21 protein-coding genes are annotated in these 23,318 nt (G+C 69.4%); 6 read left to right on the forward strand and 15 right to left on the reverse strand.

All coding sequences use genetic code 11. The features are described 5' to 3' along the window. Nucleotides 1–45 precede the first annotated feature (45 nt). The gene (locus Psi02_RS27750; protein ID WP_203978618.1) at nucleotides 46–789 is read left to right on the forward strand and encodes an alpha/beta fold hydrolase; all 744 of its coding nucleotides are present in this window, start codon (nucleotides 46–48) and stop codon (nucleotides 787–789) included. Nucleotides 790–887: 98 nt separating this feature from the next. On the opposite strand, the gene Psi02_RS27755 is transcribed toward Psi02_RS27750, so the two are convergent. Beyond that, the gene (locus Psi02_RS27755) at nucleotides 888–1,865 is read right to left on the reverse strand and encodes an aldo/keto reductase (protein WP_203978619.1); all 978 of its coding nucleotides are present in this window, start codon (nucleotides 1,863–1,865) and stop codon (nucleotides 888–890) included. Between the two features lie 285 nt (nucleotides 1,866–2,150). Between Psi02_RS27755 and Psi02_RS27760 the strand changes: the two genes are divergently transcribed. Further along, nucleotides 2,151–2,630 (forward strand): pyridoxamine 5'-phosphate oxidase family protein, encoded by a 480-nt coding sequence (locus Psi02_RS27760; RefSeq protein WP_203978620.1) that lies wholly within the window; start codon nucleotides 2,151–2,153, stop codon nucleotides 2,628–2,630. Between the two features lie 30 nt (nucleotides 2,631–2,660). Here Psi02_RS27760 and Psi02_RS27765 read toward each other — a convergent pair whose 3' ends face one another. Together Psi02_RS27765 and Psi02_RS27770 are read right to left on the reverse strand one after the other, a co-directional pair. Further along, on the reverse strand, nucleotides 2,661–3,434 hold the full coding sequence (locus Psi02_RS27765) for an SDR family NAD(P)-dependent oxidoreductase (protein WP_203978621.1): 774 nt from the start codon (nucleotides 3,432–3,434) through the stop codon (nucleotides 2,661–2,663). An 11-nt stretch (nucleotides 3,435–3,445) separates the two neighbouring features. Further along, complete coding sequence (locus Psi02_RS27770; protein ID WP_239095207.1) at nucleotides 3,446–4,003, reverse strand: MarR family winged helix-turn-helix transcriptional regulator; 558 nt, start codon at nucleotides 4,001–4,003, stop codon at nucleotides 3,446–3,448. Between the two features lie 129 nt (nucleotides 4,004–4,132). Between Psi02_RS27770 and Psi02_RS27775 the strand changes: the two genes are divergently transcribed. The 3 genes from Psi02_RS27775 to Psi02_RS27785 all read left to right on the forward strand — a co-directional run bounded on the left by Psi02_RS27775 (nucleotide 4,133) and on the right by Psi02_RS27785 (nucleotide 9,653). Next, nucleotides 4,133–7,369, forward strand: a complete 3,237-nt coding sequence (locus Psi02_RS27775; protein WP_203978623.1) for an efflux RND transporter permease subunit — start codon at nucleotides 4,133–4,135, stop codon at nucleotides 7,367–7,369. Nucleotides 7,370–7,485: 116 nt separating this feature from the next. After that, nucleotides 7,486–8,913: an adenylosuccinate lyase gene (gene purB, locus Psi02_RS27780; RefSeq protein WP_203978624.1), complete on the forward strand. Its 1,428-nt coding sequence runs from the start codon at nucleotides 7,486–7,488 to the stop codon at nucleotides 8,911–8,913. After that, nucleotides 8,910–9,653 carry a GNAT family N-acetyltransferase gene (locus tag Psi02_RS27785; RefSeq protein ID WP_203978625.1) on the forward strand — a complete coding sequence of 248 codons (744 nt, stop codon included), beginning with the start codon at nucleotides 8,910–8,912 and terminating at the stop codon, nucleotides 9,651–9,653. The genes purB and Psi02_RS27785 overlap by 4 nt, the downstream gene beginning before the upstream one ends. On the opposite strand, the gene Psi02_RS27790 is transcribed toward Psi02_RS27785, so the two are convergent. From Psi02_RS27790 to Psi02_RS27820, 7 genes are all read right to left on the reverse strand, one after another. After that, complete coding sequence (locus tag Psi02_RS27790; RefSeq protein WP_203978626.1) at nucleotides 9,587–10,399, reverse strand: HAD family hydrolase; 813 nt, start codon at nucleotides 10,397–10,399, stop codon at nucleotides 9,587–9,589. The two genes, Psi02_RS27785 and Psi02_RS27790, sit on opposite strands and share 67 nt — an antisense overlap. Nucleotides 10,400–10,505: 106 nt before the next feature. After that, complete coding sequence (locus Psi02_RS27795) at nucleotides 10,506–11,264, reverse strand: MerR family transcriptional regulator (protein ID WP_203978627.1); 759 nt, start codon at nucleotides 11,262–11,264, stop codon at nucleotides 10,506–10,508. A gap of 289 nt (nucleotides 11,265–11,553) precedes the next feature. After that, nucleotides 11,554–12,597 carry a tyrosine-type recombinase/integrase gene (locus Psi02_RS27800; protein ID WP_203978628.1) on the reverse strand — a complete coding sequence of 348 codons (1,044 nt, stop codon included), beginning with the start codon at nucleotides 12,595–12,597 and terminating at the stop codon, nucleotides 11,554–11,556. Nucleotides 12,598–12,977: 380 nt separating this feature from the next. Then, the gene (locus Psi02_RS27805) at nucleotides 12,978–13,418 is read right to left on the reverse strand and encodes a 50S ribosomal protein L7/L12 (protein WP_203978629.1); all 441 of its coding nucleotides are present in this window, start codon (nucleotides 13,416–13,418) and stop codon (nucleotides 12,978–12,980) included. A gap of 539 nt (nucleotides 13,419–13,957) precedes the next feature. Continuing rightward, nucleotides 13,958–14,749, reverse strand: a complete 792-nt coding sequence (locus Psi02_RS27810) for a hypothetical protein (RefSeq protein ID WP_203978630.1) — start codon at nucleotides 14,747–14,749, stop codon at nucleotides 13,958–13,960. A gap of 1 nt (nucleotide 14,750) precedes the next feature. Then, nucleotides 14,751–16,022: a hypothetical protein gene (locus Psi02_RS27815; protein WP_203978631.1), complete on the reverse strand. Its 1,272-nt coding sequence runs from the start codon at nucleotides 16,020–16,022 to the stop codon at nucleotides 14,751–14,753. Nucleotides 16,023–16,176: 154 nt separating this feature from the next. Further along, nucleotides 16,177–17,301: a phosphotransferase gene (locus Psi02_RS27820; RefSeq protein WP_203978632.1), complete on the reverse strand. Its 1,125-nt coding sequence runs from the start codon at nucleotides 17,299–17,301 to the stop codon at nucleotides 16,177–16,179. 67 nt (nucleotides 17,302–17,368) lie between these two features. Between Psi02_RS27820 and Psi02_RS40810 the strand changes: the two genes are divergently transcribed. Further along, entirely contained in the window at nucleotides 17,369–19,936 is a 2,568-nt protein-coding gene (locus tag Psi02_RS40810; RefSeq protein ID WP_203978633.1) for a helix-turn-helix transcriptional regulator, read from the forward strand. A 116-nt stretch (nucleotides 19,937–20,052) separates the two neighbouring features. On the opposite strand, the gene Psi02_RS27830 is transcribed toward Psi02_RS40810, so the two are convergent. From Psi02_RS27830 to Psi02_RS27850, 5 genes are read right to left on the reverse strand one after another with little or no spacing between them, the layout of a single operon-like run. Continuing rightward, complete coding sequence (locus tag Psi02_RS27830; RefSeq protein WP_203978634.1) at nucleotides 20,053–20,457, reverse strand: hypothetical protein; 405 nt, start codon at nucleotides 20,455–20,457, stop codon at nucleotides 20,053–20,055. 26 nt (nucleotides 20,458–20,483) lie between these two features. Next, nucleotides 20,484–21,560 (reverse strand): hydrogenase expression/formation protein HypE, encoded by a 1,077-nt coding sequence (hypE, locus tag Psi02_RS27835; protein WP_275415277.1) that lies wholly within the window; start codon nucleotides 21,558–21,560, stop codon nucleotides 20,484–20,486. Continuing rightward, nucleotides 21,557–22,684, reverse strand: a complete 1,128-nt coding sequence (hypD, locus tag Psi02_RS27840; RefSeq protein WP_203978635.1) for a hydrogenase formation protein HypD — start codon at nucleotides 22,682–22,684, stop codon at nucleotides 21,557–21,559. The genes hypE and hypD overlap by 4 nt, the downstream gene beginning before the upstream one ends. Before the next feature lie 7 nt (nucleotides 22,685–22,691). Beyond that, on the reverse strand, nucleotides 22,692–22,943 hold the full coding sequence (locus tag Psi02_RS27845) for a HypC/HybG/HupF family hydrogenase formation chaperone (protein WP_308441936.1): 252 nt from the start codon (nucleotides 22,941–22,943) through the stop codon (nucleotides 22,692–22,694). After that, nucleotides 22,927–23,310: a hydrogenase maturation nickel metallochaperone HypA/HybF gene (locus tag Psi02_RS27850; RefSeq protein WP_203978636.1), complete on the reverse strand. Its 384-nt coding sequence runs from the start codon at nucleotides 23,308–23,310 to the stop codon at nucleotides 22,927–22,929. The genes Psi02_RS27845 and Psi02_RS27850 overlap by 17 nt, the downstream gene beginning before the upstream one ends. Between the last annotated feature and the right edge of the window lie 8 nt (nucleotides 23,311–23,318).

Here is a 23,318-nt window from a genome sequence, read left to right on the forward strand (position 1 = left end):
CTCCGTGACGTGCGTTCCGGTCCCACCGTACGGGCGGGTCACTCGATGACGGTCTGGCACGAGCGCGGGGGAGTGGGCGATCCGGTCGTGCTGCTGCATTCCAGCGTCGCCGACTCGGGCATGTGGGACGCGCAGTGGGAGCCGCTGACCGCCTGCTTCGACGTGGTGCGGATGGACTTCCGGGGCCACGGGCGCACGCCGTACGCGTCGGAGGGGCCCTACTCCGACGCCGGCGACGTGGCCTCGCTGCTCGCGGCGCTCGACCTCGGCAGGGTGGCTCTCGTCGGATCGTCGTACGGCGGGCGGGTGGCGCTCGAACTCGCCACCGAACATCCCGATCTGGTGTCACGGCTGGCACTGCTGAACGCCGGGTGCGGGCTGCCCCCGACGCCGGACCTCACCGAATTCGACGCCGAGGAGGAGCGCCTGATTGAGGCCGGCGATCTGGACGGGGCGGTGGCCCTCAACGTGCGTACCTGGCTGGGCCCGTCGGCCGACGACGCCACCCGGACGCGTCTCGCGGCGATGCAGCGGCATGCGTTCGAGGTGCAACTGGCCGCCCCCGAGCCTGAGAAGCGCCGCGCCGCGATCGACCTGGCCGTCATCGACGCGCCCACCCTGGTGGTCACCGGCGCGCACGACCTGCCGTACTTCAGGGAGAGCGGCCGGTACATGGCGGACACCATGCCGCTCGCGGCGCTCTTCGAGTTCGACTGGGCCGGTCACCTCCCCAGTCTGGAACGCCCCGACGAGGTGACCTCGCTCCTGATGAGCTTCCTGCCTGGTTGATCTGTATTGATCTACATTGTAAAGGCGCCGGGGTTCGGTGCGGTGGATTCACCGCACCGAACCCGAAACCTCACCTGAGCCAACCGGCCTGGCGCCGGTCAGCGGTTGACCCCGGACATCTGCGTCGCGTTGTACCGGGGGCCCGACACCTGTGCGGCCAGCGATTCGAGGGCCTCGACGTCGCCGGAGCGGAGCTCGATCCCGGCGGCCGCGGCGTTCTCCTCGAGGCGGCCGACGTGCTTGGTGCCGGGGATCGGCACGACGTCCTCACCCTGGGCGAGCACCCAGGCGAGCGCGACCTGGGCGGGCGTGGCGTCCATGCCTGACGCCACCTCGCCGATCTTCGCCGCGAGGGCGTGGTTGGCGGCGAAGTTGTCCCCTTGCCAGCGGGGGTGCGTGCGACGGACGTCGCCGTCCGCGAGATCGCCGGGCTTGTCGAAGGCGCCGGTCAGGAAGCCGCGGCCGAGGGGGCTGTAGGCCACCAGGCCGATGCCGAGCTCGCGCAGCGTCGGCAGGAGTTCGTCTTCGATGTCGCGGGTGAACAGCGAGTACTCATACTGGCCCGCGGTGATCGGGTGGACCGCGTGGGCTCGCCGCACGGTCGCGGGAGCGGCCTCTGAGATGCCCAGATGACGGACCTTGCCCGCCTCGACCAGCTCCTTGAGCGCTCCCCAGGTGTCGTCGATCGGGACGTCCGGGTCGATCCTGTGCTGGTAGTAGAGGTCGATGTGGTCCACGCCGAGCCGTTCCAGGGAGGCGTCGCAGGACTTGCGTACGTAGTCGGGGCGGCCGTTGTGCCCCAGCCGGGTGCCGTCGGGCAGCCGCTCGATGCCGAACTTGGTGGCGAGCACCACCTCGTCGCGGCGGCCGTCGACGGCCTTGCCGACGAGCCGCTCGTTGGTGAAGGGCCCATATGCGTCGGATGTGTCGAGAAAGGTGATCCCCAGGTCGAGCGCACGGTGGATCGTGGCGGTCGACTCGGTGTCGTCTCCGGGACCGTAGAAGTCGCTCATGCCCATGCAGCCGAGTCCGAGCGCGGACGTGCGCAGGCCCTGGCCGAGTGTGCGCTGCTTCATTGCTCCCCCATCATCGGGTTGTGCGTGGCGGCGTGATCGCCGATCGCGTGGCGATGCCGCGATCTACGAACCAAGTCTTCTCCTCCGGGGCCGCCCGGTGGGAAGCGGCCCCCCTGATCGGGGCCGGGAGGATCTTCACGATGGCCGTGGACGGCTGAGCCCGGTCACGCGGCCTGGGCCGGCTCGGACGTGTGCGGCGGCCGCTGGTCGCGGGGCCTCGCGATCGGGAGGGGCCGGAGCCGCGGGCGCTCGAAAACTGTCGGTGGCGGGCGGCATCATGTCGGCATGGCTTCATGGCAGGAGATCGAGAAGGAGATTCCCGAGCTGGCCGCGCGCGTGCTGGCGCTCATGGGGAGGCGCAAGCACAAGACGATGGCCACGCTCCGCAAGGACGGCTCGCCGCGGATCAGCGGGACCGAGGTGGAGTTCAAGGACGGCGAGGTGTGGCTGGGGTCGATGACCGGCGCGGTGAAGGCGCTCGACCTGCGGCGGGATCCACGGCTGGCGATCCACGGCATGTCCGACGACCCGGACGAGTCTGATCCGGCCGCGTGGGACGGCGACGCGAAGCTCGCGGGCACCGCGGTCGAGATCACCGACCCGGCGGCGCGTGAGCGATACGGCGCTTCGCCCGAGATGGACTCCCACCTGTTCCGGGTGGACGTCACCGAGGTCGTCCTGACGAAGGTCGACCCGGCGGGGGAGCACCTCGTGATCGAGATGTGGCACGAGGGGCAAGGCGTCCGGGTGGTCCGCCGCAAGTGATCGGACCCCACGGCGGGCCTTGGCGGACCCTCAGTGGACGCTGAAGCCTCCGTCGACGCGGATTTCCTGACCGGTGACATACGCGGAGGCGTCACCGGCCAGGAAGACCGCGGCCCCGGCGAAGTCGGCGGGGACGGCGTTGCGGCCGGTCATCGAGCGGGCGGCGAGTTCCTCCACGCGTCCGGGCACGGCCTGGGCCGGCTCGGTCAGGGGAGTGAGCACGAAGCCGGGGATGATCGTGTTGCTCGTGACACCCGACGCCGACCACGCCTCGGCCTGGGAGCGCGTCAGCCCGCAGATGCCCGCCTTGGAGGCTCCGTAGGCGCCGCTGTCGCCGAAGGCGCTGATCGACTGCTGTGAGCCGACGTTGATGATCCGTCCCCAGCCGCGCTCGGCCATGCGCGGGCCGAAGTGCCCGCCGAGGAGGAACGGCGCGGTGAGGTTCACCGCGATGGTGTGGTCGTAGTCGTCGACGGTGAGCTCGGCCATGGGCCGCCGGATGTTGTTGGCGGCGTCATTGACGAGGATGTCGATGTCGCCGAAGAAGCGGGGCGCCTGCTCGCACACCCGGGCGACGGCAGTCCGGTCGCCGAGGTCGGCGCTGATCGCGGCCGCGCGCACGCCGTGCTCCTCGAGGCGGCTGACGGCTTTGGCGAGCTCTTCCTCGCGCCGGGCGACGATGACCACGGCGGCGCCGGCCCGGCCGAGCGCCTCGGCCATCGTGTGGCCGATGCCCGAGCTGCCTCCGGTCACCAGGGCGACGCGGTCGGTGAGGGAGAACAGCGACTCCAGGTATGCCGACATGTCGTGGAAAGCTACCAGCGCTGATCACTGTCAGTGCGAGGGGAGTGGTCTTCCGCCGCCATGTCCCGCATGGCCTGCTGTATCTTCCGCATGACGGTCTCCATCGTCCGCAGCGTCTCGGTGTCGAGATGCTCGAGGAGGCGGCGGTAGCCGGTGGTCCCGGCGTCGATGATCTCGGCGGTCAGCCGCTTGCCGGCTTCGGTGAGCTCGACCCGGCGGATGCGGCGGTCGTTCGGATCCTCCCGGCGGCCGGCCAGGCCCTGGGCGACGATGCGGTCCACGATCCCGGTCACGGTTCCGAGGCCGACGTGCAGGTGGCGGGCCAGCTCCTGCCCGGAGGTCGAACCGTGGAAGGACAGGAACATCACGACCTTGAGCTGCTGCATGGTCAGGTTGGAGGCCATGATGGGCAGGGATCGGTCGCGGGCGAAGAACCGGCCGAGCCCTCGTTGCAGCTCGGCGAGCCGGGCGATGATCTCGTCCCGGTCGCAGGCCTGATCCTGGTCGGGCCCCTGAGTGCCGACGTCGGCTGCTGCGTCGCCGGAACGCCCTGTTCGACAGTCGCTCACGCTCACCTCTCGCCTGGAGAGGTTACCAGAAGTTAATGCCATGCTAAATGTTCGTGCCAAGCGAAGTGTTATCGTTGGCCAAAACACTTTAATGTCTTACCTCGATAACCCGGTTAAGGAGCTTGCCAGATGACCTCGCTGGCCAGGCTGAGTCTTGCCAATCGCAGTCTGGTGATCATGATTGCGGTTGTCCTCGGCCTCTTTGGCGCCTTCGCGATCCCCTCGCTGAAGCAACAGCTTTTCCCCTCGCTGGAGTTCCCGGCGGCCTTCACGGTGGCGAGTTACCCCGGCGCCTCGCCTGAGATCGTCGAGGAACAGGTGACCAAGCCGATCGAGAGCGGCTTCCAGGGCCTGCCCGGCGTGACCGACATCACCTCCACCTCGAAGGAGGGGGTGGCCCAGATCCAGGTGGCCTACGAGTTCGGCACCGACATCGACGACGTCGTCGGCAAGATGCAGCAGGCCCTGACCCGGGTCAAGCCGCAACTCCCGGAGAACGTGGACCCGCAGGTGGTCGCCGGCAGCACCGACGACATCCCCGTCATGGCCATCGCGGTCGACGACGCGGGCGACAAGCACGGCACGTTCGAGAAGCTCGAGCGGATCATGGTGCCCAAGCTGCAGTCGATCACCGGCGTCCGTGACGTGACCGTGAGCGGCGCAGGCGAGAAGCAGGTCGTGGTCACCCCCGACCAGCGCAAGCTCGCGCTCCTCGGCCTGTCCGCCGCCTCGATCCCCGACCTGCTGCGGGCGAACGGCGTACTGATCCCCGCCGGCAGTCTCACGGAGGCCGGCAAGTCCCTCACCGTGCAGACGGGCGACCGGATCCAGAGCGTCGACGACCTCAAGAACCTCTACCTCACCCCCGCCGCGCCGCCCGCCGGAGCCGTCAGGACCGGAGGACAGGGAGGCCAGGCCGTACAGGGTGGGGGAGCACGGGCCGGGCAGCCCGGTCTGCCGCGCGGTGTCGCCTCGCTGCGGCTCCGGCCGGTCAAGCTGGGCGACGTCGCGACCGTTGAGATCAAGGACGCCGCGGCGACGACGCTGACCCGGACGAACGGCAAGTCGAGCCTCGGCGTGTCGGTCACGATGACGCCTGACGGCAACGCCGTGCAGATCTCCCATGACGTGCGTGACGCGCTGCCCGCGCTGACCCGCTCGCTCGGCGACGTCTCCCAGTTGACGGTCGTGTTCGACCAGGCGCCCTACGTCGAGCGTTCGATCGAGGACCTGACGACCGAGGGCCTGCTCGGGCTGGTCTTCGCCGTGCTGATCATTCTGGTGTTCCTGCTGTCGGTCCGGTCGACGCTGGTGACGGCCGTGTCGATCCCGATGTCGGTGGTCATCGCCCTGATCGCGTTGTGGATCGGGGACTACTCGCTCAACCTGCTCACGCTGGGCGCGCTGACCATCGCCATCGGCCGCGTGGTCGACGACTCCATCGTCGTGCTCGAGAACATCAAACGACATCTGGCGTACGGCGAACCGAAACGCCAGGCCATCCTCGGGGCCGTACGTGAGGTGTCGGGCGCGGTGACGGCGTCCACGCTGACGACGGTGGCGGTGTTCCTGCCGATCGCGTTCGTCGGCGGCCTCGTCGGCCAGTTGTTCAGCCCCTTCGCGATCACCGTGACGGTGGCGCTGCTCGCGTCGCTGCTGGTCGCGCTCACCGTGATCCCGGTCCTGGCGTACTGGTTCCTGAAGACGCCGAAGTTCACGGCGGCGGAGGCCGAGGCGGCACGGGAGGACGCGGAGCGCAGGGAACTGCGCAGCCCGCTGCAGCGCATGTACCTGCCGGTGTTGCGGTTCGCCACCAAGCGGCGGCTCGTCACGCTCCTGATCGGGCTGGTCATCTTCATCGGCACCATGGGGCTCGTCCCCAACCTGAAGACCAACTTCCTCGACTCCTCGGGCAACGACACCACCCAGGTCAGCCAGCGGATGCCGGTCGGCACCGACCTCGAGACCACCGACGCCGCGGCGAAGAAGGTCGAGGGCGTCCTGTCGTCGGTCAAGGGAATCGCGTCGTACCAGGTGACGGTCGGCGGCGGTAACCAGTTCCTCGCTGGGGTGGGCGGCGGCGCCGACCGCGCGTCCTACTCCCTCACGCTGTCCGACGGGGTCGACACCCCGACGCTGGAGCAGACACTGCGCGACCGGCTGAAGCAGGTGTCCGGCATCGGCGACATCACTGTCGGCGGGGGAGGCGGCGGCGGGTTCAACTCGAACCAGGTCCAGGTCGTCCTGCAGGGTTCCGACCCCGCGGAGCTGAAGACGGCCGCCACCACCGTGCGTGACGCGATGGCCGGGATCGGCGGGCTGCGTGACGTGGCCTCCAACCTCGAAGACAGCGCGCCGCGCGTCGAGGTCCACGTGGACAGGGAGAAGGCCGCGGCCAAGGGGCTGACCGAGGCCGGGATCGGCCAGATCGTCGCGCAGTCGTTCCGCGGGGCGCCGATCGGATCGCTCGACATCGACGAGCGATCGAGTGACATCGTGCTGCGGGTGGGTGACGCACCCGACGACCTGAACGCGATCAAGGGCATTCAGCTGCCCACGCCCACCGGGCTGGTCAAGCTGAGCCAGGTCGCGGACGTGGTCAAGACCGACGGCCCGACGCAGATCACCCGTCAGGACGGCGATCGGACGGCGACGGTCTCCGGCGCGGCCGACGCCTCCGACCTCGGGGCGATCACCTCGAAGGTGACCGACAAGCTGAAGACGCTCACGCTGCCCGCCGGGGTGACGTACGAGATGGGCGGAGCGAGCTCCGACCAGCAGGAGGCGTTCTCCAGCCTCGGCATCGCGATGTTGCTCGCGATCGCGATCGTTTTCATGATCATGGTCGCGACGTTCCGCAGCCTCGTGCAGCCGCTCATCCTGCTCGTGTCGATCCCGTTCGCGGCGACCGGCGCGATCGGGCTGCTGCTGGCCACCGACACGGCGCTGGGCGTCCCCGCGCTGATCGGCATGCTCATGCTGATCGGCATCGTGGTCACCAACGCCATCGTGCTCATCGACCTGATCAACCAGTACCGCGCCAAGGGGCTGGGCATCGTGGAGGCGGTCATCGAGGGCGGCAGGCGCCGGCTGCGCCCCATCCTCATGACGGCCATCGCGACGATCTGCGCGCTGACCCCGATGGCGCTGGGCGTGACCGGGTCGGGCGGGTTCATCTCCCAGCCGCTCGCGATCGTCGTGATCGGCGGGCTGATCTCCTCGACGCTGCTCACGCTGGTGCTCGTGCCCACCCTCTACACGATGGTCGAGCGGACCAAGGAGCGCATGCGCCGTACGCCCAAGGAGCCGTCGGGCGACGGCGACCTCAAGGTGTACGAGAAGGAGGCGCTCACCCCGGCCACGTGAGGCCACCCCCGGCAGGCGGGCCCCAGCGGCCCGCCTGCCGGGTGACCGGCCGGGGACGGCCGCTGCGGCGGGGCGGCAGCGCGGGAGGGTGGGCGGCCTCAATAGACTGACCCAACGTGAGTGCCAAGCCGCGAATCCCGAATGTCCTGGCCGCCCGCTACGCGTCCGCGGAGCTGGCCCGCCTGTGGTCCCCCGAGCACAAGGTCGTGCTGGAGCGCAGGCTCTGGCTCGCCGTGCTGAAGGCGCAGACCGACCTCGGGATCGACGTGCCGCCGGGCGTGGTCGCCGACTACGAGAAGGTCGTCGACCAGGTCGACCTCGGATCCATCGCCGAGCGTGAGCGGGTCACCCGCCACGACGTGAAGGCCCGCATCGAGGAGTTCAACGCCCTCGCCGGGCACGAACACGTCCACAAGGGCATGACCTCGCGCGACCTGACCGAGAACGTCGAGCAACTCCAGATCCGCGACAGCCTGCTGCTCGTCCGGGGGCGTGTCGTGGCGCTGCTCGCCCGCCTCGGACGACTGGCCGCCGAGCACTCCCCGACGGTGCTGGCCGGCCGCTCCCACAACGTCGCCGCGCAGGCCACCACACTCGGGAAACGCTTCGCGACCACGGCCGACGAGTTGCTCGCCGCGTTCGAACGCCTCGAGAACCTGCTGGACCGATACCCGCTGCGCGGCATCAAAGGCCCGGTCGGCACCGCGCAGGACATGCTCGACCTCCTCGGATCCGGCGACCGCCTCACCGAACTGGAGGACCGGGTCGCCACGCACCTCGGGTTCGCCCGCCGCTTCACGAGCGTGGGTCAGGTCTACCCGCGCTCCCTCGACTACGACGTGCTCACCACGCTGGTGCAACTCGCCGCCGCGCCGTCGTCGCTGGCCAAGACCATCCGCCTGATGGCCGGGCACGAGCTCGTCACCGAGGGATTCAAGGAGGGCCAGGTCGGGTCCTCGGCGATGCCCCACAAGATGAACACCCGCTCGTGTGAACGCGTCAACGGCCTCACCGTCATCCTGCGCGGGTACGCGTCCATGGCGGGGGAGCTGGCGGGCGACCAGTGGAACGAGGGCGACGTGTCGTGCTCGGTCGTGCGCAGGGTCGCCCTGCCCGACGCGTTCTTCGCCTTCGACGGACTCGTGGAGACCATGCTCACCGTCCTCGACGAGTTCGGCGCGTTCCCCGCCGTCATCGAGGCCGAGCTGGACCGCTACCTCCCCTTCCTCGCCACGACCAAGATGCTCATGGCCGCGGTCCGCGCCGGGATGGGCCGCGAGACCGCCCACGAGTTGATCAAGGAGCACGCGGTGGCGTCCGCGCTCGCCATGCGCTCCGAGGGCAAAGCCAACGAACTGCTGGACCGGCTGGCCGCCGACACCCGGTTCCCGCTCGGCAGGGCCGAACTCGACGCGCTCCTCGCCGACCGGATCTCCTTCACCGGTGCCGCGCCCGACCAGGTCACCCAGATCGTCGAACGCGTCGGGAGGATCACCGCCGCCCACCCCGCGGCCGCCGCCTACACGCCCGGCGCGATCCTTTGAGGGAGCTCACCCGAACGGCCGAGGTCGTGGACGCCTCCGCCGACGACGACCTCATCGTGTGGGCGGCCCAGGACATGAAGCCCGGCGTGCGGGCCTGGGCCGCCGGCGACGCGGTGGCCGTGGCCAGCCCGCAGGCCTCCCGCCGCGACCGGCTGGCCGTCCTCGGAAGCACCGCCCACGCCACCCGGCTGGTACGGCACGCCCTGGCCGAGATGGGCCCGGCGTACCGGCCGTTCGGCGACGTCCAGCTCGTCCGCGAACTGTCGGAGACCATCGACGAGCTGGTGTTCCTGGCCGGCTTCTCATGGATGGCGACCACCTCCACCACGCCCGCCGCCCCTGTTCGGGACGTCGCCTGGCTGGATCCGGATGAGGAGCCCGACGTCGCCGATCTCCTCAAGACCGCCAACCCCGACTCCTACGCCGTGCCGGGCATCCCCGGGGTCCGCCGATGGGCCGGCATCCGCGACACGACCGGCGAACTGCTCGCCGTCGCCGCCGACGCCTGGTCGGCGCCCACGGTCGGCCTGCTCGCCGGCGTCGCGACAGCCGTACAGGCGAGAGGGCGCGGGCTGGGGGAGCGGACCTGCCGGTTCGTCACCGACGAACTGCTGGCCGAACACGACCGGGCGGCCCTGATGGTGGACGACGGGAACCCCGCCGCGATCGGCGTCTACGAGCGCCTGGGTTTCGCCCGCCGCTTCGTCGCAGCCGCCGCCGTCGAGGGCCACCTCGCCTGACCTGCCCCCGCCGTACGCCATGGGGGAGCGGCGGAGACCCTCCCGAGTGCGCGGACGACGCCCGGCAGCCGGGTCAGTGACGTGATGGTCGCGATCTCCGCGGTGGGCGCGGCCGCGGGCGTGCTGCCGTAACGGTCGAGCCAGACCCCGTGCATGCCCACCCGGGTCGGGCCGACCGCGTCGAGCAGGAGGTTGTCACCGACGAGGACGACCTCCTGCGGCCGCAGGCCCAGCTTGGCCGCGGCCCGCAGGTAGCACTCCGCCGACGGCTTGAAGTTCCCGCCGAGCGAGTCGGGCGTCAGGACCGGGTCGAGGCGGTCCATCAGCCCGATACGACGCAGCTTGGCCTCCTGCTGCACGGGCACCCCGTTGGTGAGCACCCCGAGGGTCAGCCCGTCACCCGCGAGAGCGTCGATCACCTCGGCCGCGTCGGGGAACGCGGACCACGCGGCCTCGTAGTGCACGAGGAAGTCCGCGTAGGCCGCATCCGGGTCCGGCGGCGCGGCGAGCCCCATCCGGCCGCAGAACTCTCGCACCCTCCTGCGCCGCTGCTCGGCGAACGAGCACTCGCCGGCGTGCCACGCGGGGAGATGCCTGTTCTCCAGATCCAGCCACAACGCGGGCGTCTCCATCAGCAGCGGATGCCCGGGGGAGACCGACTCCGTCCAGTTCGTCGCGGCGTACGCGACCGCCCGGCGGTGGTCGAAAAGGGTCTCGTCAAGGTCGAACAGAATGGCCCTGATCACCAGGCCATCGTGACCAGCCGGTGTTTCACCCGGATTTCCTGCGGATGAAGGCCCGTGACCCACCCGGTCAACTCAGGTCAACTCGGGCCGGGGACGGTTGGAACGGTCAGGAACGGCGCTCGGCGTTCGCGCGGAGAGCGTCCCGGACGTACACCGCCAGCCCCTCCGCCACCTGCTCGTAGTTCGCGGCGAACCGGGGATCGGCGACGAACATGTCGCCCAGCCCCTTGTGCATCTCCGGCGAGCAGTCGTAGAACCACCGGCCGAGGTGCTCACGATGCCGCTCGGCCACGTCCATCGCCTGCACATCGTCAGCCGGGACTCCCGCCTCGAACGCCGCGGCGAAGTCCCGCACCACCTCTCCGGCCTCCTCCTTGATCCTCAGCCAGTCTTCCTTCGTGTACGCGGCCGTCCGGCGGCGGCTCTGCTCGAACGCGTCCGTGCCGCCCCACCGCTCCTCGGCCTCCTGGGCGTGCTCGTCCGGATCGAAGTCGCCGAACACCTCGAACCGCTCCTGCGGGGTCAGCGAGATCCCCATCGTCTGCGCCTCCATAGCCTTCTCCACCGCCGCCACCATCTCCTGGAGCCTGCCGATCCGCCGCCGCAGCAACTCGTGCTGACGGCGCAGGTGTGTCATCGGGCCGGCGCCCGGCTCGTCCAGGATGGTGGCGATCTCCTCCAGGGAGAACCCGAGTTCGCGGTAGAACAGGATCCGCTGCAACCGGTCGAGATCCGGCTCGGTGTACCGCCGGTACCCCGCGCGGGTCCGCTCACCGGGGGACAGCAGGCCGATCTCGTCGTAATGATGCAGCGTCCGGACCGTCACTCCGGCGAGCGCGGCGACCTGGCCGACCGAATAGCCCATGGGTTCACCCCCTTCCAGGGTCCAGCGTGTGCCCTGACGTTACGAGAGGGTCAACTCGTCGTCTCCGCCGGTGGATCAGCGGGCCCGCCAGAAGGCTCCGTTCGCGGACGGGTCGTCGGGGTCGCCCTGCGGCACCATGAACCCCGCGCCCCACGTCGCCGGCAGGCGGAGCGACGACCACCACACCGGTCAGCCTGAGAACCGCCGCTCCCGCCACCAGCACATACCGCATGCGCCCTCCCTGTTCACAGGTTGGACGCCAACTCGATGTGATTCGTTCGGGACAGGTTCATTCGTTCGGCGGCGATGTGGTGTTCTGGTCGCGGAGGAGCGGGTGGGAGCGCATCGCGACCTCCAGCTCTCCGGGAAGCTCGTCCCGGTACCGGCCGAGTGTGGACAGATCGCTGTGCCCGAGAACCCGGCGCACCGCGTCCATGTCCGTGCCGTCCGCCAAGAGATGCGTCGCCGTCGTGTGGCGTAAGCCGTGCGGGGTGACGCTGCGCCGGCGCCCCGGCTCGACCCGCTGCTGCACACGGTCGATCACCGCCTGCACGTCGCCCCGTGCGAGCCGCCGGCCCCGCCACGACAACAGCAGAGCCTTGTCCCGCTCGGACGCCCGGACCACCAGATACGCGTCGAACACCTCAGCGACGTCACGGGGGACCGGCACATCCCTCGTCTTCCCGCCCTTGCCGAAGATCCGCCAGTAACGCACCCCGTCATTGGTGTAGAAGTCCTCCACGTTGGCTCTGACCAGCTCGGACACTCTCGGCCCCAGCGTCGCGAGCAGCAGGACGATCAGCGCGTCACGGATGTCGGTCCGCTGGTCCCTTCGCTGGTCCGTTCGCCGGGCGGGCTCGGCGGCGGGGGAGCGGGCCGCTCCGATCAGGCCCTCCGCCTGCTCCTTGGTCAAGGCTCGGCGCTCGGCCCGCAGCCCGCCACGCTCCCGCGCCGTCACCGAGGCCGTCGCCATCGGGTTCAGCTGCACCCAGCCCACCGACGCGGCGTGCTTGAACAACGCGGAGACCGATCGCCGGAAGCGGGCCTGCGACGCCGCGCTCTGCACGCCCTCATCCTTGCGAGGGGCGTCCGCCCTGCGCCGCTCGTCGGGTTTCCTCGCGAACGCCAGGAGCACCTCGTCGACGTCCTCACCCGTCAAGTCGTCGAGCACCCGGCCCGGGCCTGCCAGCCGTACGAATGTGGTGACGTCGCGGGCGTAGACCTCGGCGGTGGCGGGGGAGAGCGCCCCGGTCACGGTCTTGGCCCGCACCAGATCCACGTAACGATCGGCGGCGTCCTCCACGGTCAGGCGGTTCACCTGTGCGGGCAGCATGATCGAAACCGTACCCGTGCTCACCGACATTCCGTGACCCCATGACCCCATATCTCCATGACCCGTGATCATGCACACTTTCGGCAATGCGCCGCGTGAGCTGCGCCGCCACCGTTCGTGATCATGCGCAGGTTCGGTCGCGCCCGTGGTGACCTGGCCTTTGGTCATCCGTGATCATGCACACCTTCCGGCAGACCCCTGCTGAGCTGGCCGTACGCCAAGGGCGATCATGCACGTGGCCGAGTGCTGTGGGCCGGTCTCGGCCTTATTCGGTTTCTGACGGCTCCGGGTCGGTGAAGGTGCTCACGGGCTCATCAGAACAGATGAGGAAACCACTTCTCTCATACCGGACAGAATTCACCTTCTGTCCGGTATGGGAGTTAGAGGGCGTTGATGAATGCTTCTGCCTCCACTTGCCCCATTCCGGTCTCGTCGCGGACGAGTAGCACGGCCTGTTGGGTGCGGCCGGCCGCCTTCAGTTCGCGGACCCGGGAGGCGAGGTCGGAGGGGGTGGGGGTGACTCCTGGAATCGGCTGTCCCGCCGCGATGGCATCCACGACGTTCTTGCCTTCTCTGGGACCGATCCCGGTTTCCTCCCTGACGACCTTGATCGCCTGAGTCTTCCGCCCTTCGGCGATGAGGGCCCGTACGCGGTTCTGCAGGTCGGCGGAGATCGGTGGCGGAAGGCCGGGTGAACGCCAGCCAAGCGAGGTGCTGGGCCGGGCGCCTGTCCGGACGGCGGCCAGCACGACCACGAGTGCCGCCACCGTGAGAAGGGCGGCGAGCACCAAGACGACTAACTCGATCGTGAGGCCGAACATGTCGTGATCGTACGGCTTTACCTACCCATTGCCCCACCCCCCTCGGCGTGATCATGCACGCCTTCGGCAACGTGCCGCGTGAGCTGCGGGGACACGTTCCGTGATCATGCGCCGATTCTGAAGAACAGCGCTGACCTGCGAGGACGTAGCCCGTGATCATGCAACAAGCAGTGAATCTCGTCCGGATTGATGTTTGATCTACATTGTAAAGGAGTCCGGTTTTAGAAATAAGTCAGCCTCTCAAATCCAAAACCATCGCCTGTGCACATGGCCGCCAGCTGTCTCGTCCGGTTGGGCGCAGCCGGCTCGGTAGGGGTCTGCCGGAAAGTGTGCATGATCACGGATGACCAAAGGCCAGGTCACCACGGGTGCGACCGAACCTGCGCATGATCACGAACGGTGGCGGTGCAGCTCACGCCGCACGTTCCCGAAGGCGTGCATGATCACGCGGAAGAGGCGGCGAGGTCGTTCGGTGTGATCGCGAATCTTTGCATGATCACGCCTAAGGTGGAGTGCTTGATAAGGAACATTATGTCAAGTTACTTCGATTGGGGCTTCTCTCTCGGGAGGAGGCAGGGTGCCGTCGCCGGCGGTTTTGGGGTGGGCTTGATTTGCGCGGGTTGCGGCGCTGGTGCTGGTTGCTTCGGGTCGGTCTGGCTCGCCAGAACCGGCACGCTCGGACATGGTTTGATCGGTTCTGGGGTCGTCGTGAGCCGCAGCATGGCCAGGATCACGACGCCGATCAGCACCACGGCGCCGACCAGGAGAATCACAACGGTGTAAGAAGGCCCCACCGGGTCGGGTGTCTCGTCGGAGTCCTCGATTCCCGGCATCGACGACTGGGCCAGTTCCTCAGGCTCCGTGACGCCGCCGTTCAAGGCGGAACGCAGTGCAAACCCGTGCCCGGACTCCACCCGGAACGCCTCCTCGTCCGCCAGGAACCTCCGGTAGGCGGCCAGTGACAGCTCCCGGCAGATCCGCAGGTCGTCGGCGCCCGGCGGGCCTGCTCCCCCGCCCACGTAGACGAATCCGTAGATCAACTGGAGGGGCCGGCTGTGCGTGTCCCGGGGTGCGCGCTCGGTCGGCGGCGTTCCCGGTTCGGCGACGTCCGCGGCGGTGACGATGTGGGTGGCGTGGACGATCGAGATCCTCCGTCCGGAGGGTGTCTCCGTTTCGACGACGGCCGCCCGGTCCTCCTGGCTGTCCGGCACCACGGTGTCGTCGAGGACGCCGTGCTCCCCCGCCGATATGAGGAAGCCGGGCGCGAGAAGGGTGCGGTATCCGAGGCGCCGCCCCCGGGCTACCAGGAACGGCCAGGCGTATCCGCTCATGTCACCACCCGCCTTCGGACAGCCGGGAGTACGGCAGACGGCCTTCCAGGGCGTCCACTTTGCGGCGCATGTCGTACATGACACGTCTGCGGGCGAGCTGGAGGCTTTCGATGCGCTGTTCCACCTCGTTCAGCTCTCGGCCGAGGCGTGCTCGTTCGTCGTCGGGTGCGCCCATGCGTGAGTCGAGGAAGAAGCCGAGCACGGTGTCGCCGAATGCCGCGCCTGGGGTGCCGAGCATGGCGAGCACCGTACGGCCGGCCAGTTGGCCGGCGAAGTTGGTGAGCGAGGCGAACGCCTCGAGGGCGCCCTGCCGGGTGCGCCGGTCGACCTCGGCTCTGATGGCGGCGATGCTGTCGTGGTCGAGGCGGGTTTCGATCTGTTCGAAGAGTCCGGGGACGACGGCCGACAGTGGGACGTCCACGTTGGTCGGCTGTACCGCGCTCTGCGGGGTTTTGACGATCTCCCCGTTCGGGTCGATGGTGGCGAAGCCGGGTCCGACGGCGCTGACGGGGATGAGGCGGACCACCCGGGTGGCGCCGTGCAGGTTCACCAGTGAGCGGAAGTGGTCGTTGGACGTCAGCAGGTTGCGGACGATGTTGAGTCGGGTGCTCTCGTCGGGGTGGAGGTCGGTGAGCAGGTCCCATTTGGTGATGACGAAGCTGATGGGGGCGGTCGCCTCGAGCATGACGGGCAGGAGCGCGTTGAGGGTTCGTTCGAGGTGGAGCGGGCCTTCGGGGTGGCCGTCGACGTGCTGGCGTATGCGGTAGCCGTCGAGGACTCCGATGAGGGCGTCGGCGGAGTCGATGTGGGCGAACAGTTCCTGCTGCTTGGTGGATCCGGCGTCCTGGAGGTCGGTGAGCAGCTCCCCCGCGTATTCGAGGTACTTCAGGTCGAGGATGGGGTGCGCCGCACCGTCGATGTGCGTCTTCACGGTGAAGGTGAAGTGGCGTGTCTCGCCTTTGGCTGTGCCGCGTGGCCAGGCGCCGGTGGCGGCGGTGTCGGCCATCTGGAGGTACCAGTCGTTGAGCTGCAGGACGTCGTCGCGGGTCGCGGTGATGAAGTAGCACTGGCCGGTCGGGGCCTTGAGCCGGTGGTACATGCTGGCGAGCAGCAGTGTCTTCCCCGACCCCTGCAGGCCGAGGGCGACGACGTTGAAGGTCGGGATCGTTTCGGTGACGGTGAGCGGGCCGGTGGCGCGTCGCCTGCGGAGGTGTTTGGCGAGCAGGGTGAGGAGGATGCTGAGGAAGATGATGATCAGGACGACAGCCATCATGTCGTCTCCGTCCTGGGATGGCTGAGCTGGGTGGGCGCGGAGGGGCGTGGCTCCCGATCCTGGTTCGCGGGCGGGTGGGTCCGCGTGAGTAGGCCCGTACTCAAATCCGGGCAACCCTCGAAATCCGCGCTCGAAATCCGGGGCCGTTCCCGGGTCAGGGCCTGACGGGCAGGGCGAGGGCGAGGTCGGCGATGAATCTGGTGAGGGCGATCCGTTTGCGGAACAGTTCGTCCAGTTCGGGTGTCGGCTCCTCCCCCAGCAGTTCGCCGGGCAGCGCGCTGAAGCCGCAGCGGATCAGTGTCGTCGCGGTGTGGCCGAAGGCGACGTGGGCGGGGTCTCCCCCGGATCCTTCGGTGTACGCGTTGAGGATTTCGGTGTTTATCGCGGGCAGGTCGAGGGGGTCGGTCGTGCCGCTGTAGGCGAGTCCGGCCAGCAGTTGGGCGAGGTCGAAGGCGAGGGGGTGGGAGCCGGACCAGCCCCAGTCGATCGCGACGAACTCGGCTGAGCCGTCGGCGGGGATCAGCAGGTTCTGGGGGCAGGCGTCGCCGTGGACGAAGGTCTGTGGGAGGCGGTCGAGCGCGTCGAGCAGGGCGGGGGTGCGTTCGGCGAGGGTGGCGAGGTCGGTGCGGAGGTGCGGGTCCGCGTGCCGGGCGACGAGTGGATGTTCCCAGGTGGCCGGGTCGCGCAGGATCGGCAGCAGCCCCTGGGTGACCCGGCCGAGCCAGTAGGGGCGAAGGCCGGGCCCGGTGGCGTCCGTCACCTGTCGCAGGGCGGCGAGCCGGCCCAGCAGCCGGGCGGCGGTGCGGTATCGGGGCAGGTCCCAGTCGCGGGGGGCGACGCGTACGTCTTCCATCCACAGGACGAGGCGGTCGTCGCCGATGTCGTCCACCCGGTACAGCCGGGGCAGCCGGAGGCCGTCGGGAAGGGGCAGGTCGCAGGCGTGGGCGTCGAGTTCCGCGCGCCAGGGGAACTGGGCGACGAACTCGTCTCTCGCCTGTTCGGGGATCTGGTCGATGAGCGGCCAGTGGCGGGCGGATCCGATGGCCTTGATGAACACCGACCACCTCTCCCCCCATGCCGTCGTTCCGGTCATGCGGGCGAGTGCGGTGGTGGACGGGGTGGACAGGGGGTGGTCGACCGGTGTGAACCGCCACTCGGCGACGTCGGCGGTGTCGCGTCCGATCGCGGCGCGGACCACTTCGGTGACGGTGGCCGTGGTCAGCCGTGCGCCGAGCAGTGTGGTCAGTGCCGTGATCGCGGGGTCGTCGAGTTGTGTCATGGACTGAGGGTGCGCTGGGGGTGCGGGCTCTGGCATGAGTATGGCGTACTCATTTACGCTCGACGCCGTGCGGACCACCTGGCCCTTCGCGGGCCGTATGGCGCAGTTGGCGGCGATGGGCGCGGCGATCCGCGGTGGCCGTGGCGTGGTTGTGGCCGGTCCGGCGGGGGTGGGTAAGAGCCGTCTGGCCGCGCGGGCCGTGAGTGAGGCGGCGGGTTTTTCGGTGGCCGCGGTCCGGGCGACGGAGGCGGCGGCGGAGCTTCCGTTCGGTGCGTTCGCTCATCTGCTGCCCGCTCCCCCGTCTGATCGGGTCAATCCTCTTCAGTGGGCGGCCGGGGAGCTGAGCGCGACGGGTCTGCTGCTGGTCGATGACGCTCATCTGCTCGATGGTGCCTCTGCCGCGTTGGTTCATCATCTGGTGAGGTACGGCGGGGTGCGGGTGGTGGCGACCGTCCGGACCGGGGAGGCGACCGCTGACGCGGTGATCGCTTTGTGGAAGGACGGTCTGGTCCCGCGGCTGGAGTTGGCTCCGTTGTCGGTGGAGGAGGCGGGCGACGCGCTGGGCGGGGCGCTGGGCGGGCCGGTCGAGGAGCGGACGGTTCGGCGGCTGTGGGAGGTCAGTCAGGGTAATCCGTTGTTCTTGCGTGAGCTGGTGCTGGCGGGGCAGGCCACCGGTTCGCTCGGGGTCGGCGGTGGGTCGTGGCGGTGGCAGGGGGAGCTTGCGGTCACGACGCGGCTGCGGGAGCTCGTCGATCGGCGTATCGGGGCGGTGACCGATGCCGAGCGGGAGGTCCTGGAGTTGGTGGCGTATGGGGAGCCGTTCGGGGCGGAGTTGCTGGGCCGGTTGGGGTCGGCGCAGGTGCTGGAGGGGCTGGAGGATCGTCAGCTCGTGTCGGTCGTGGTGGAGGGGCGGCGGCTGCAGGTGCGGCTCGCGCATCCTCTGTACGGCCAGGCCGTACGGGCCAGGTGTGGGACGTTGCGGACACGGCGGGTGTTGTTGCGGCTGGCCGAGGCGGTGGAGGCGGCGGGGTTGCGGCGGCGTGAGGACGCGTTGCGGGTGGCGTTGTGGCGGCTGGACAGTGGGACGGCGGCTGATCCGCGTCTGTTGCTGGAGGCCTGTCGGGTGGCGCGGCTCGCGCGTGATCTGGGGTTGGCCGAGCGGTTGGCGCGGGCGGCGTCGGCGGCGGGTGGCGGAGCCGAGGCCGACCTTCATCTGTCGCGGATTCTGCACTACATGGACCGGTATGAGGAGGCGGAGGAGGTGCTTCAGGGGGTGCGGTTGGCTGACGACCTCCAGCGGATGGAGTACGTCGCGGCCCGGTCGTTCAATCTGTACTGGGGTCTCGGGCGGGAGGGTGAGGCGCGGGCTCTGGCCGATGAGGTGGGTGCGGGCATGTCGGAGCCCGTCTACCGGCAGGGTATGGATGTCCTGCGGGCGGTGATGGATTCGTTCGCCGGGGATCTGGTCGCGGCGGAGGCGGGGCTGGCGCGGGTGGTGGCGCTGGGGCCGTTGCCGGAGGAGGGTGCTCGGTCGTTGACGCCGTTGCGGGTGAGTGTCTGTGCCTTCGACGGGCGGGCCGTTCAGGCTCTGGAGCTCGTCGAAGGGAACTCTTCTGAGGCCTTTCCGAGTTATCAGGCGGCGTTGCTCGAGTATGGGGTGGTGGCCGCGTTGCTGGTCGGTGATCTGCGGGCGGCTGAACGGTATTCGGCGGCGGGGCTCCGGTTGGCGGAGGAGTTCGGCGCGTGGAACCGGGCGTTGGTGGGGTTCGGTGTCGACCGCGCGCGGGTGTGCCGGTTGCGTGGTGAGTCGGATGAGGCGCTGCGTCTGTGCCGGGAGGCGGCGGCGAGGTTGCCGCGGCGCAGCGTGTACGCGGGCGGGTGTCTGGGTGAGTTGGCCCATGTGCTGGCGATGCGGGGGGACGCCGCGGCGGCGGGGGACGCGTTGCGGGCCGCCGCGGAGATGACGGTGTCGCAGGGTCATTCTGTGGTGTTCCCTGTGCGGCTTGCCCGTACGTGGGTTCTCGCTGTGGGGGGTGATCTCGCGGCGGCCGTCAGGAACGGGGTGGAGACGGCCGGTGAGGCGGCGTCTCGGGGGTTGCGGGCCTACGAGGTGACCGCGTGGCATGACCTTGTACGGCTGGGTGCGGCTCATTTGGCGGAGTCGCGTCTGGCTCGGCTGGCGGGCGAGGTCGAGGGTCCTTTGGTCGGGTTGTTGTCCCGGCATGCCACGGCGTGCGTGTCGAAGGACGGGGTGGGTCTGGACGCGTTGTCGGCCGAGTTCGCGGCGCTGGAGTTGCGTGTGCACGCGGCGGAGGCGGCTGCTCAGGCGGCGGTCGTCCACGATGGGGAGGGGAATGTGCGGGCGGCTCAGGCGTCGAGGACGAGGGCGTGGTCGCTGGCGCGTGACTGTCCGGGGGTGCGGACTCCGGCGTTGGTGCGTCTGGTGCTTCCCGAGTTGACCGCGCGGCAGCGTGAGGTGGCGGCGCTGGCCGCTGAGGGGTTGACCAACCGGCAGATCGCCGATCGGCTGGTGTTGTCGATCCGTACGGTGGCGAACCATCTCGGGGCGGTGTATGAGCGGCTCGGTGTGGGTGACCGGGTGGCTCTGGGCGAGATTCTGAGCCGCCTCGACTGAGCCGCTCGACGGGTCACGGCTTCGCTTTGGAGACCTGGTCCAGGAGCTTCGGCTCCCTCCGGTCCAGATCGGCTGGGCGACGGGAGGGCGGTCTGGGCTGCCCGGGCCGGTTGGGCTCAGCCTGCTTGGTCGCCGGGAGGGGAACCTGGGCTCTTGTCCTCGACGAGATGGGGCCGTCCGACGCCCGTTCCGTGTCCCACGGGGGTCTTTCCGTGCGGCCGGCCGGTCTTGTCGTGGGTGCCGGTCGGGTGGTGGGCTGATTCCTTCTTGTGGGCGATGTCCTCGGCGCGGGTGGTGGTGCTGACGCCGACGCCGAGGGGTGAGGAGGCGGTGACGTCGGTGGACGGGACGCCGTGGCGTTCGGTGGCGCCGACTTCGCGTCCGGGTCCCTGGTCGGCGGAGGGCTTGCGGAAGGCGCGGTCGCCCGCTCGGACGACCTCTTCGCTGGCCTTGCCGACGTCGGGTGAGAATCCGTGCTGGTGTTTGCCCTCGAACCGGCCGGGCTTGGTGGTTTTGCTCATGTCCGACTCCCCCGGGTCGGCGGATCTCAGCAGATCCGCGGTAGCGGGTCACCGACCAGCAGGTCGACGATGCGGGTTCCGCCGAATGCGGTTTTCAGCAGGACGAGGCCGGGCGGGTCGTCGTTGACCCGGCCGACGACGGCGGCTTCGTGGCCGAGCGGGTGCGAGTGCAGCGCGGTGAGCGCCGTCTCGGCGGACGCCTGGGACACGATCGCGACCATCCGGCCTTCGCAGGCGACGTACAGCGGGTCGATGCCTAGGAGTTCACATGCCCCGCGAACGTCAGGACGAACCGGAATTATGTCCTCATTCACGACAATTGCCGCTTTGGATGCCTCGGCGATCTCGTTGAGGACGGTGGCCACTCCCCCGCGGGTGGCGTCGCGCAGGCAGCGGACCTCGCCGTCGTCGCAGGCGTCCAGCAGTCGCGCGGTGAGCTCGTTGAGCGGCGCGGTGTCGGAGGTGAGGTCGGCCTGGATGTCGAGCTCTCCCCTGGCCAGCATGATCGTGATGCCGTGTTCGCCGATGGGCCCGGACACGATGACCGCGTCGCCGGGCCGGGCGGCGGCGGCGCTCAGCCGGGTCGGCCGGTCGAGCGTGCCGACGCCCGCGGTGACGACGTAGCAGCCGTCGGCCTTCCCCCTCTCGACGACCTTGGTGTCGCCGGTGACGATCTGCACGCCCGCCGCCTGCGCCGCCGTGGCCATGGACGCGGCGATGCGCCGCAGGTGGGCGATGGGGAAGCCTTCCTCGAGGATGAAGCCGGCCGACAGGTATCGGGGCCGGGCTCCGCACATGGCGAGGTCGTTGACGGTGCCGTTGACGGCCAGGTCGCCGATGTCGCCGCCGGGGAAGAACAGCGGGGTGACGACGAACGAGTCGGTCGTGAAGGCCATCTCGTCGATGACCGCGCCGTCCTCCAGCGGTTCGAGGAGGGGGTTGCGGAAGGCCTCGAGGAACACCCCTTCGATCAGGGTGTGGGTCGCCTTGCCGCCCGCTCCGTGGGCGAGGGTGATGTACTCCTCGCGCACGCGGGCCTTGCGGCGGCGGGCCCGCTCGATGCGTTCGAGGACCTGCTCCTCCAGGCCGGTGTCTCCTGTCACTGGCGGGTCGCCTCCTTGACGCGCTCACGGGAGAAGCGCCCGAAGTTGTAGTAGGCGGCGCATGCTCCTTCGGAGGAGACCATGCAGGTGCCGATCGGCGTCTCCGGCGTGCAGGCGGTGCCGAAGACTTTGCACTCCCAGGGTTTGAGCACTCCCTTGAGCACCTCGCCGCACTGGCAGGAGGTGGGGTCGGCGACGCGGCCGCCGGGGATCTGGAAGATCCGTTCCGCGTCGTAGCGGGCGTATTTGGCGCTGACCCTGAGCGCGGACTGGGAGATGAATCCGAGGCCGCGCCATTCGAAGTGGGGCCGCAACTCCATGACCTCGTTGATGGCGGCCAGGGCCTTGGGGTTGCCGTCCCAGGGCACGACGCGGGCGTACTGGTTCTCCACTTCGCACCGGCGCTGCGCGAGTTGGGTGAGGATCTGGTGGACCGACTGCAGGACGTCGAGCGGTTCGAACCCGGCCACGACGATGGGCTTGCCGTAGTCGCGGGCGATGAACCGGTACGGCCGGCAGCCGATGACGGTGGAGACGTGGCCGGGGCCGATGAAGGCGTCCAGGCGCAGGTCGGGCGAGTCGAGGATGGCCTTGATGGCCGGGATGATCGTGACGTGGTTGCAGAAGACCGAGAAGTTGTCGACGCCGTCGGCCTTGGCCCGCAGGACGGTCATGGCGGTCGACGGTGCGGTCGTCTCGAAGCCGATGGCCATGAAGACGACGCGTTTGGACGGGTTCTGCTTGGCGATCTTCAGTGCGTCGAGCGGTGAGTAGACCATGCGGATGTCGGCGCCGCGTGCCTTGGCGTCGAGGAACGAGCCCTTGCCGCCGGGGACGCGCATCATGTCGCCGAACGACGTCATGATGACGTCGGGCTGCGCGGCGATGTGGATGGCGTCGTCGACCCGTCCCATCGGGATGACGCAGACGGGGCATCCGGGTCCGTGGACGAGCGTGACCGCTTCCGGCAGGTAGTCCTCGATGCCGTGCTTGTAGATCGTGTGGGTGTGGCCGCCGCAGACCTCCATGAACTTGTAGGCGCGGCCGGGTTCGCACAGCGCGGTGATCCGGGCGGCCAGTGCTCTGGCCGTGTCGGCGTCGCGATATTCGTCGACGAAGCGCATTCAGGTGTCACCCCTGTTCGATCATGGATTCTCGGAGCGCCGCGATCTCGTCGTCGTAGGCCTGGCCGATGCTCTCGAGGAAGTCGAGAGCGGCCTTGGCCTCGGTCTCGTCGATCTTGGACAGGGCGAAGCCGACGTGGATGAGGATCCAGTCGCCGGGCGCGACGGTCTCGTCCTCGAGCAGGCCGATGTTGATCGCGCGCCGTACGCCGCTGACGGCGACCATGGCGAGGTCGGGACGGTCATTCAGGATTTCCACGATCTCGCCGGGAATTCCCAGGCACATGGGTGGCCTCCGCCATCTCAATGGATTCGAGGATGAGGTCGTCGCCGCCCTCGGTGTCGATGTCCGCGCCGCCGCAGCCCGGGCACGTGACGAACGGGTCGTGTGAGGTCGTGGTCTGTCCGCAGGACCGGCAGGTCAGCCGGGCCGGGACGATGACCAGGTCCACGCGGGCGCCCTCGGCGGGCGATCCCTCGGCGACCATGGCGAACGCCTGGTTGATCGCGGGCTCGGTGATGCGCAGCAGGGCTCCGGCGCGTACGCGTGCCTGCCGGACGCGGCGGCCGGCGGCGCGTTGCTCGACCGCGGAGAGGATGGCTTCGGCGATTCCGAACTCGTGCATGTCGTGCC

Source organism: Planotetraspora silvatica (genome assembly GCF_016863315.1).
GTDB lineage: Bacteria > Actinomycetota > Actinomycetes > Streptosporangiales > Streptosporangiaceae > Planotetraspora > Planotetraspora silvatica.

Coding starts and splice junctions, on each gene's coding strand:
- Psi02_RS27775 (WP_203978623.1), top strand. CDS start 4,133: ATGACCTCGCTGGCCAGGCTGAGTCTTGCCAATCGCAGTCTGGTGATC.
- Psi02_RS27755 (WP_203978619.1), bottom strand. CDS start 1,865: ATGAAGCAGCGCACACTCGGCCAGGGCCTGCGCACGTCCGCGCTCGGA.
- Psi02_RS27850 (WP_203978636.1), bottom strand. CDS start 23,310: ATGCACGAGTTCGGAATCGCCGAAGCCATCCTCTCCGCGGTCGAGCAA.
- Psi02_RS27760 (WP_203978620.1), top strand. CDS start 2,151: ATGGCTTCATGGCAGGAGATCGAGAAGGAGATTCCCGAGCTGGCCGCG.
- Psi02_RS27795 (WP_203978627.1), bottom strand. CDS start 11,264: ATGGGCTATTCGGTCGGCCAGGTCGCCGCGCTCGCCGGAGTGACGGTC.
- Psi02_RS27765 (WP_203978621.1), bottom strand. CDS start 3,434: ATGTCGGCATACCTGGAGTCGCTGTTCTCCCTCACCGACCGCGTCGCC.
- Psi02_RS27820 (WP_203978632.1), bottom strand. CDS start 17,301: ATGACACAACTCGACGACCCCGCGATCACGGCACTGACCACACTGCTC.
- Psi02_RS27750 (WP_203978618.1), top strand. CDS start 46: ATGACGGTCTGGCACGAGCGCGGGGGAGTGGGCGATCCGGTCGTGCTG.
- Psi02_RS27810 (WP_203978630.1), bottom strand. CDS start 14,749: ATGAGCGGATACGCCTGGCCGTTCCTGGTAGCCCGGGGGCGGCGCCTC.
- Psi02_RS27800 (WP_203978628.1), bottom strand. CDS start 12,597: ATGCTGCCCGCACAGGTGAACCGCCTGACCGTGGAGGACGCCGCCGAT.
- Psi02_RS27830 (WP_203978634.1), bottom strand. CDS start 20,457: ATGAGCAAAACCACCAAGCCCGGCCGGTTCGAGGGCAAACACCAGCAC.
- hypD (WP_203978635.1), bottom strand. CDS start 22,684: ATGCGCTTCGTCGACGAATATCGCGACGCCGACACGGCCAGAGCACTG.
- Psi02_RS27805 (WP_203978629.1), bottom strand. CDS start 13,418: ATGTTCGGCCTCACGATCGAGTTAGTCGTCTTGGTGCTCGCCGCCCTT.
- Psi02_RS27815 (WP_203978631.1), bottom strand. CDS start 16,022: ATGATGGCTGTCGTCCTGATCATCATCTTCCTCAGCATCCTCCTCACC.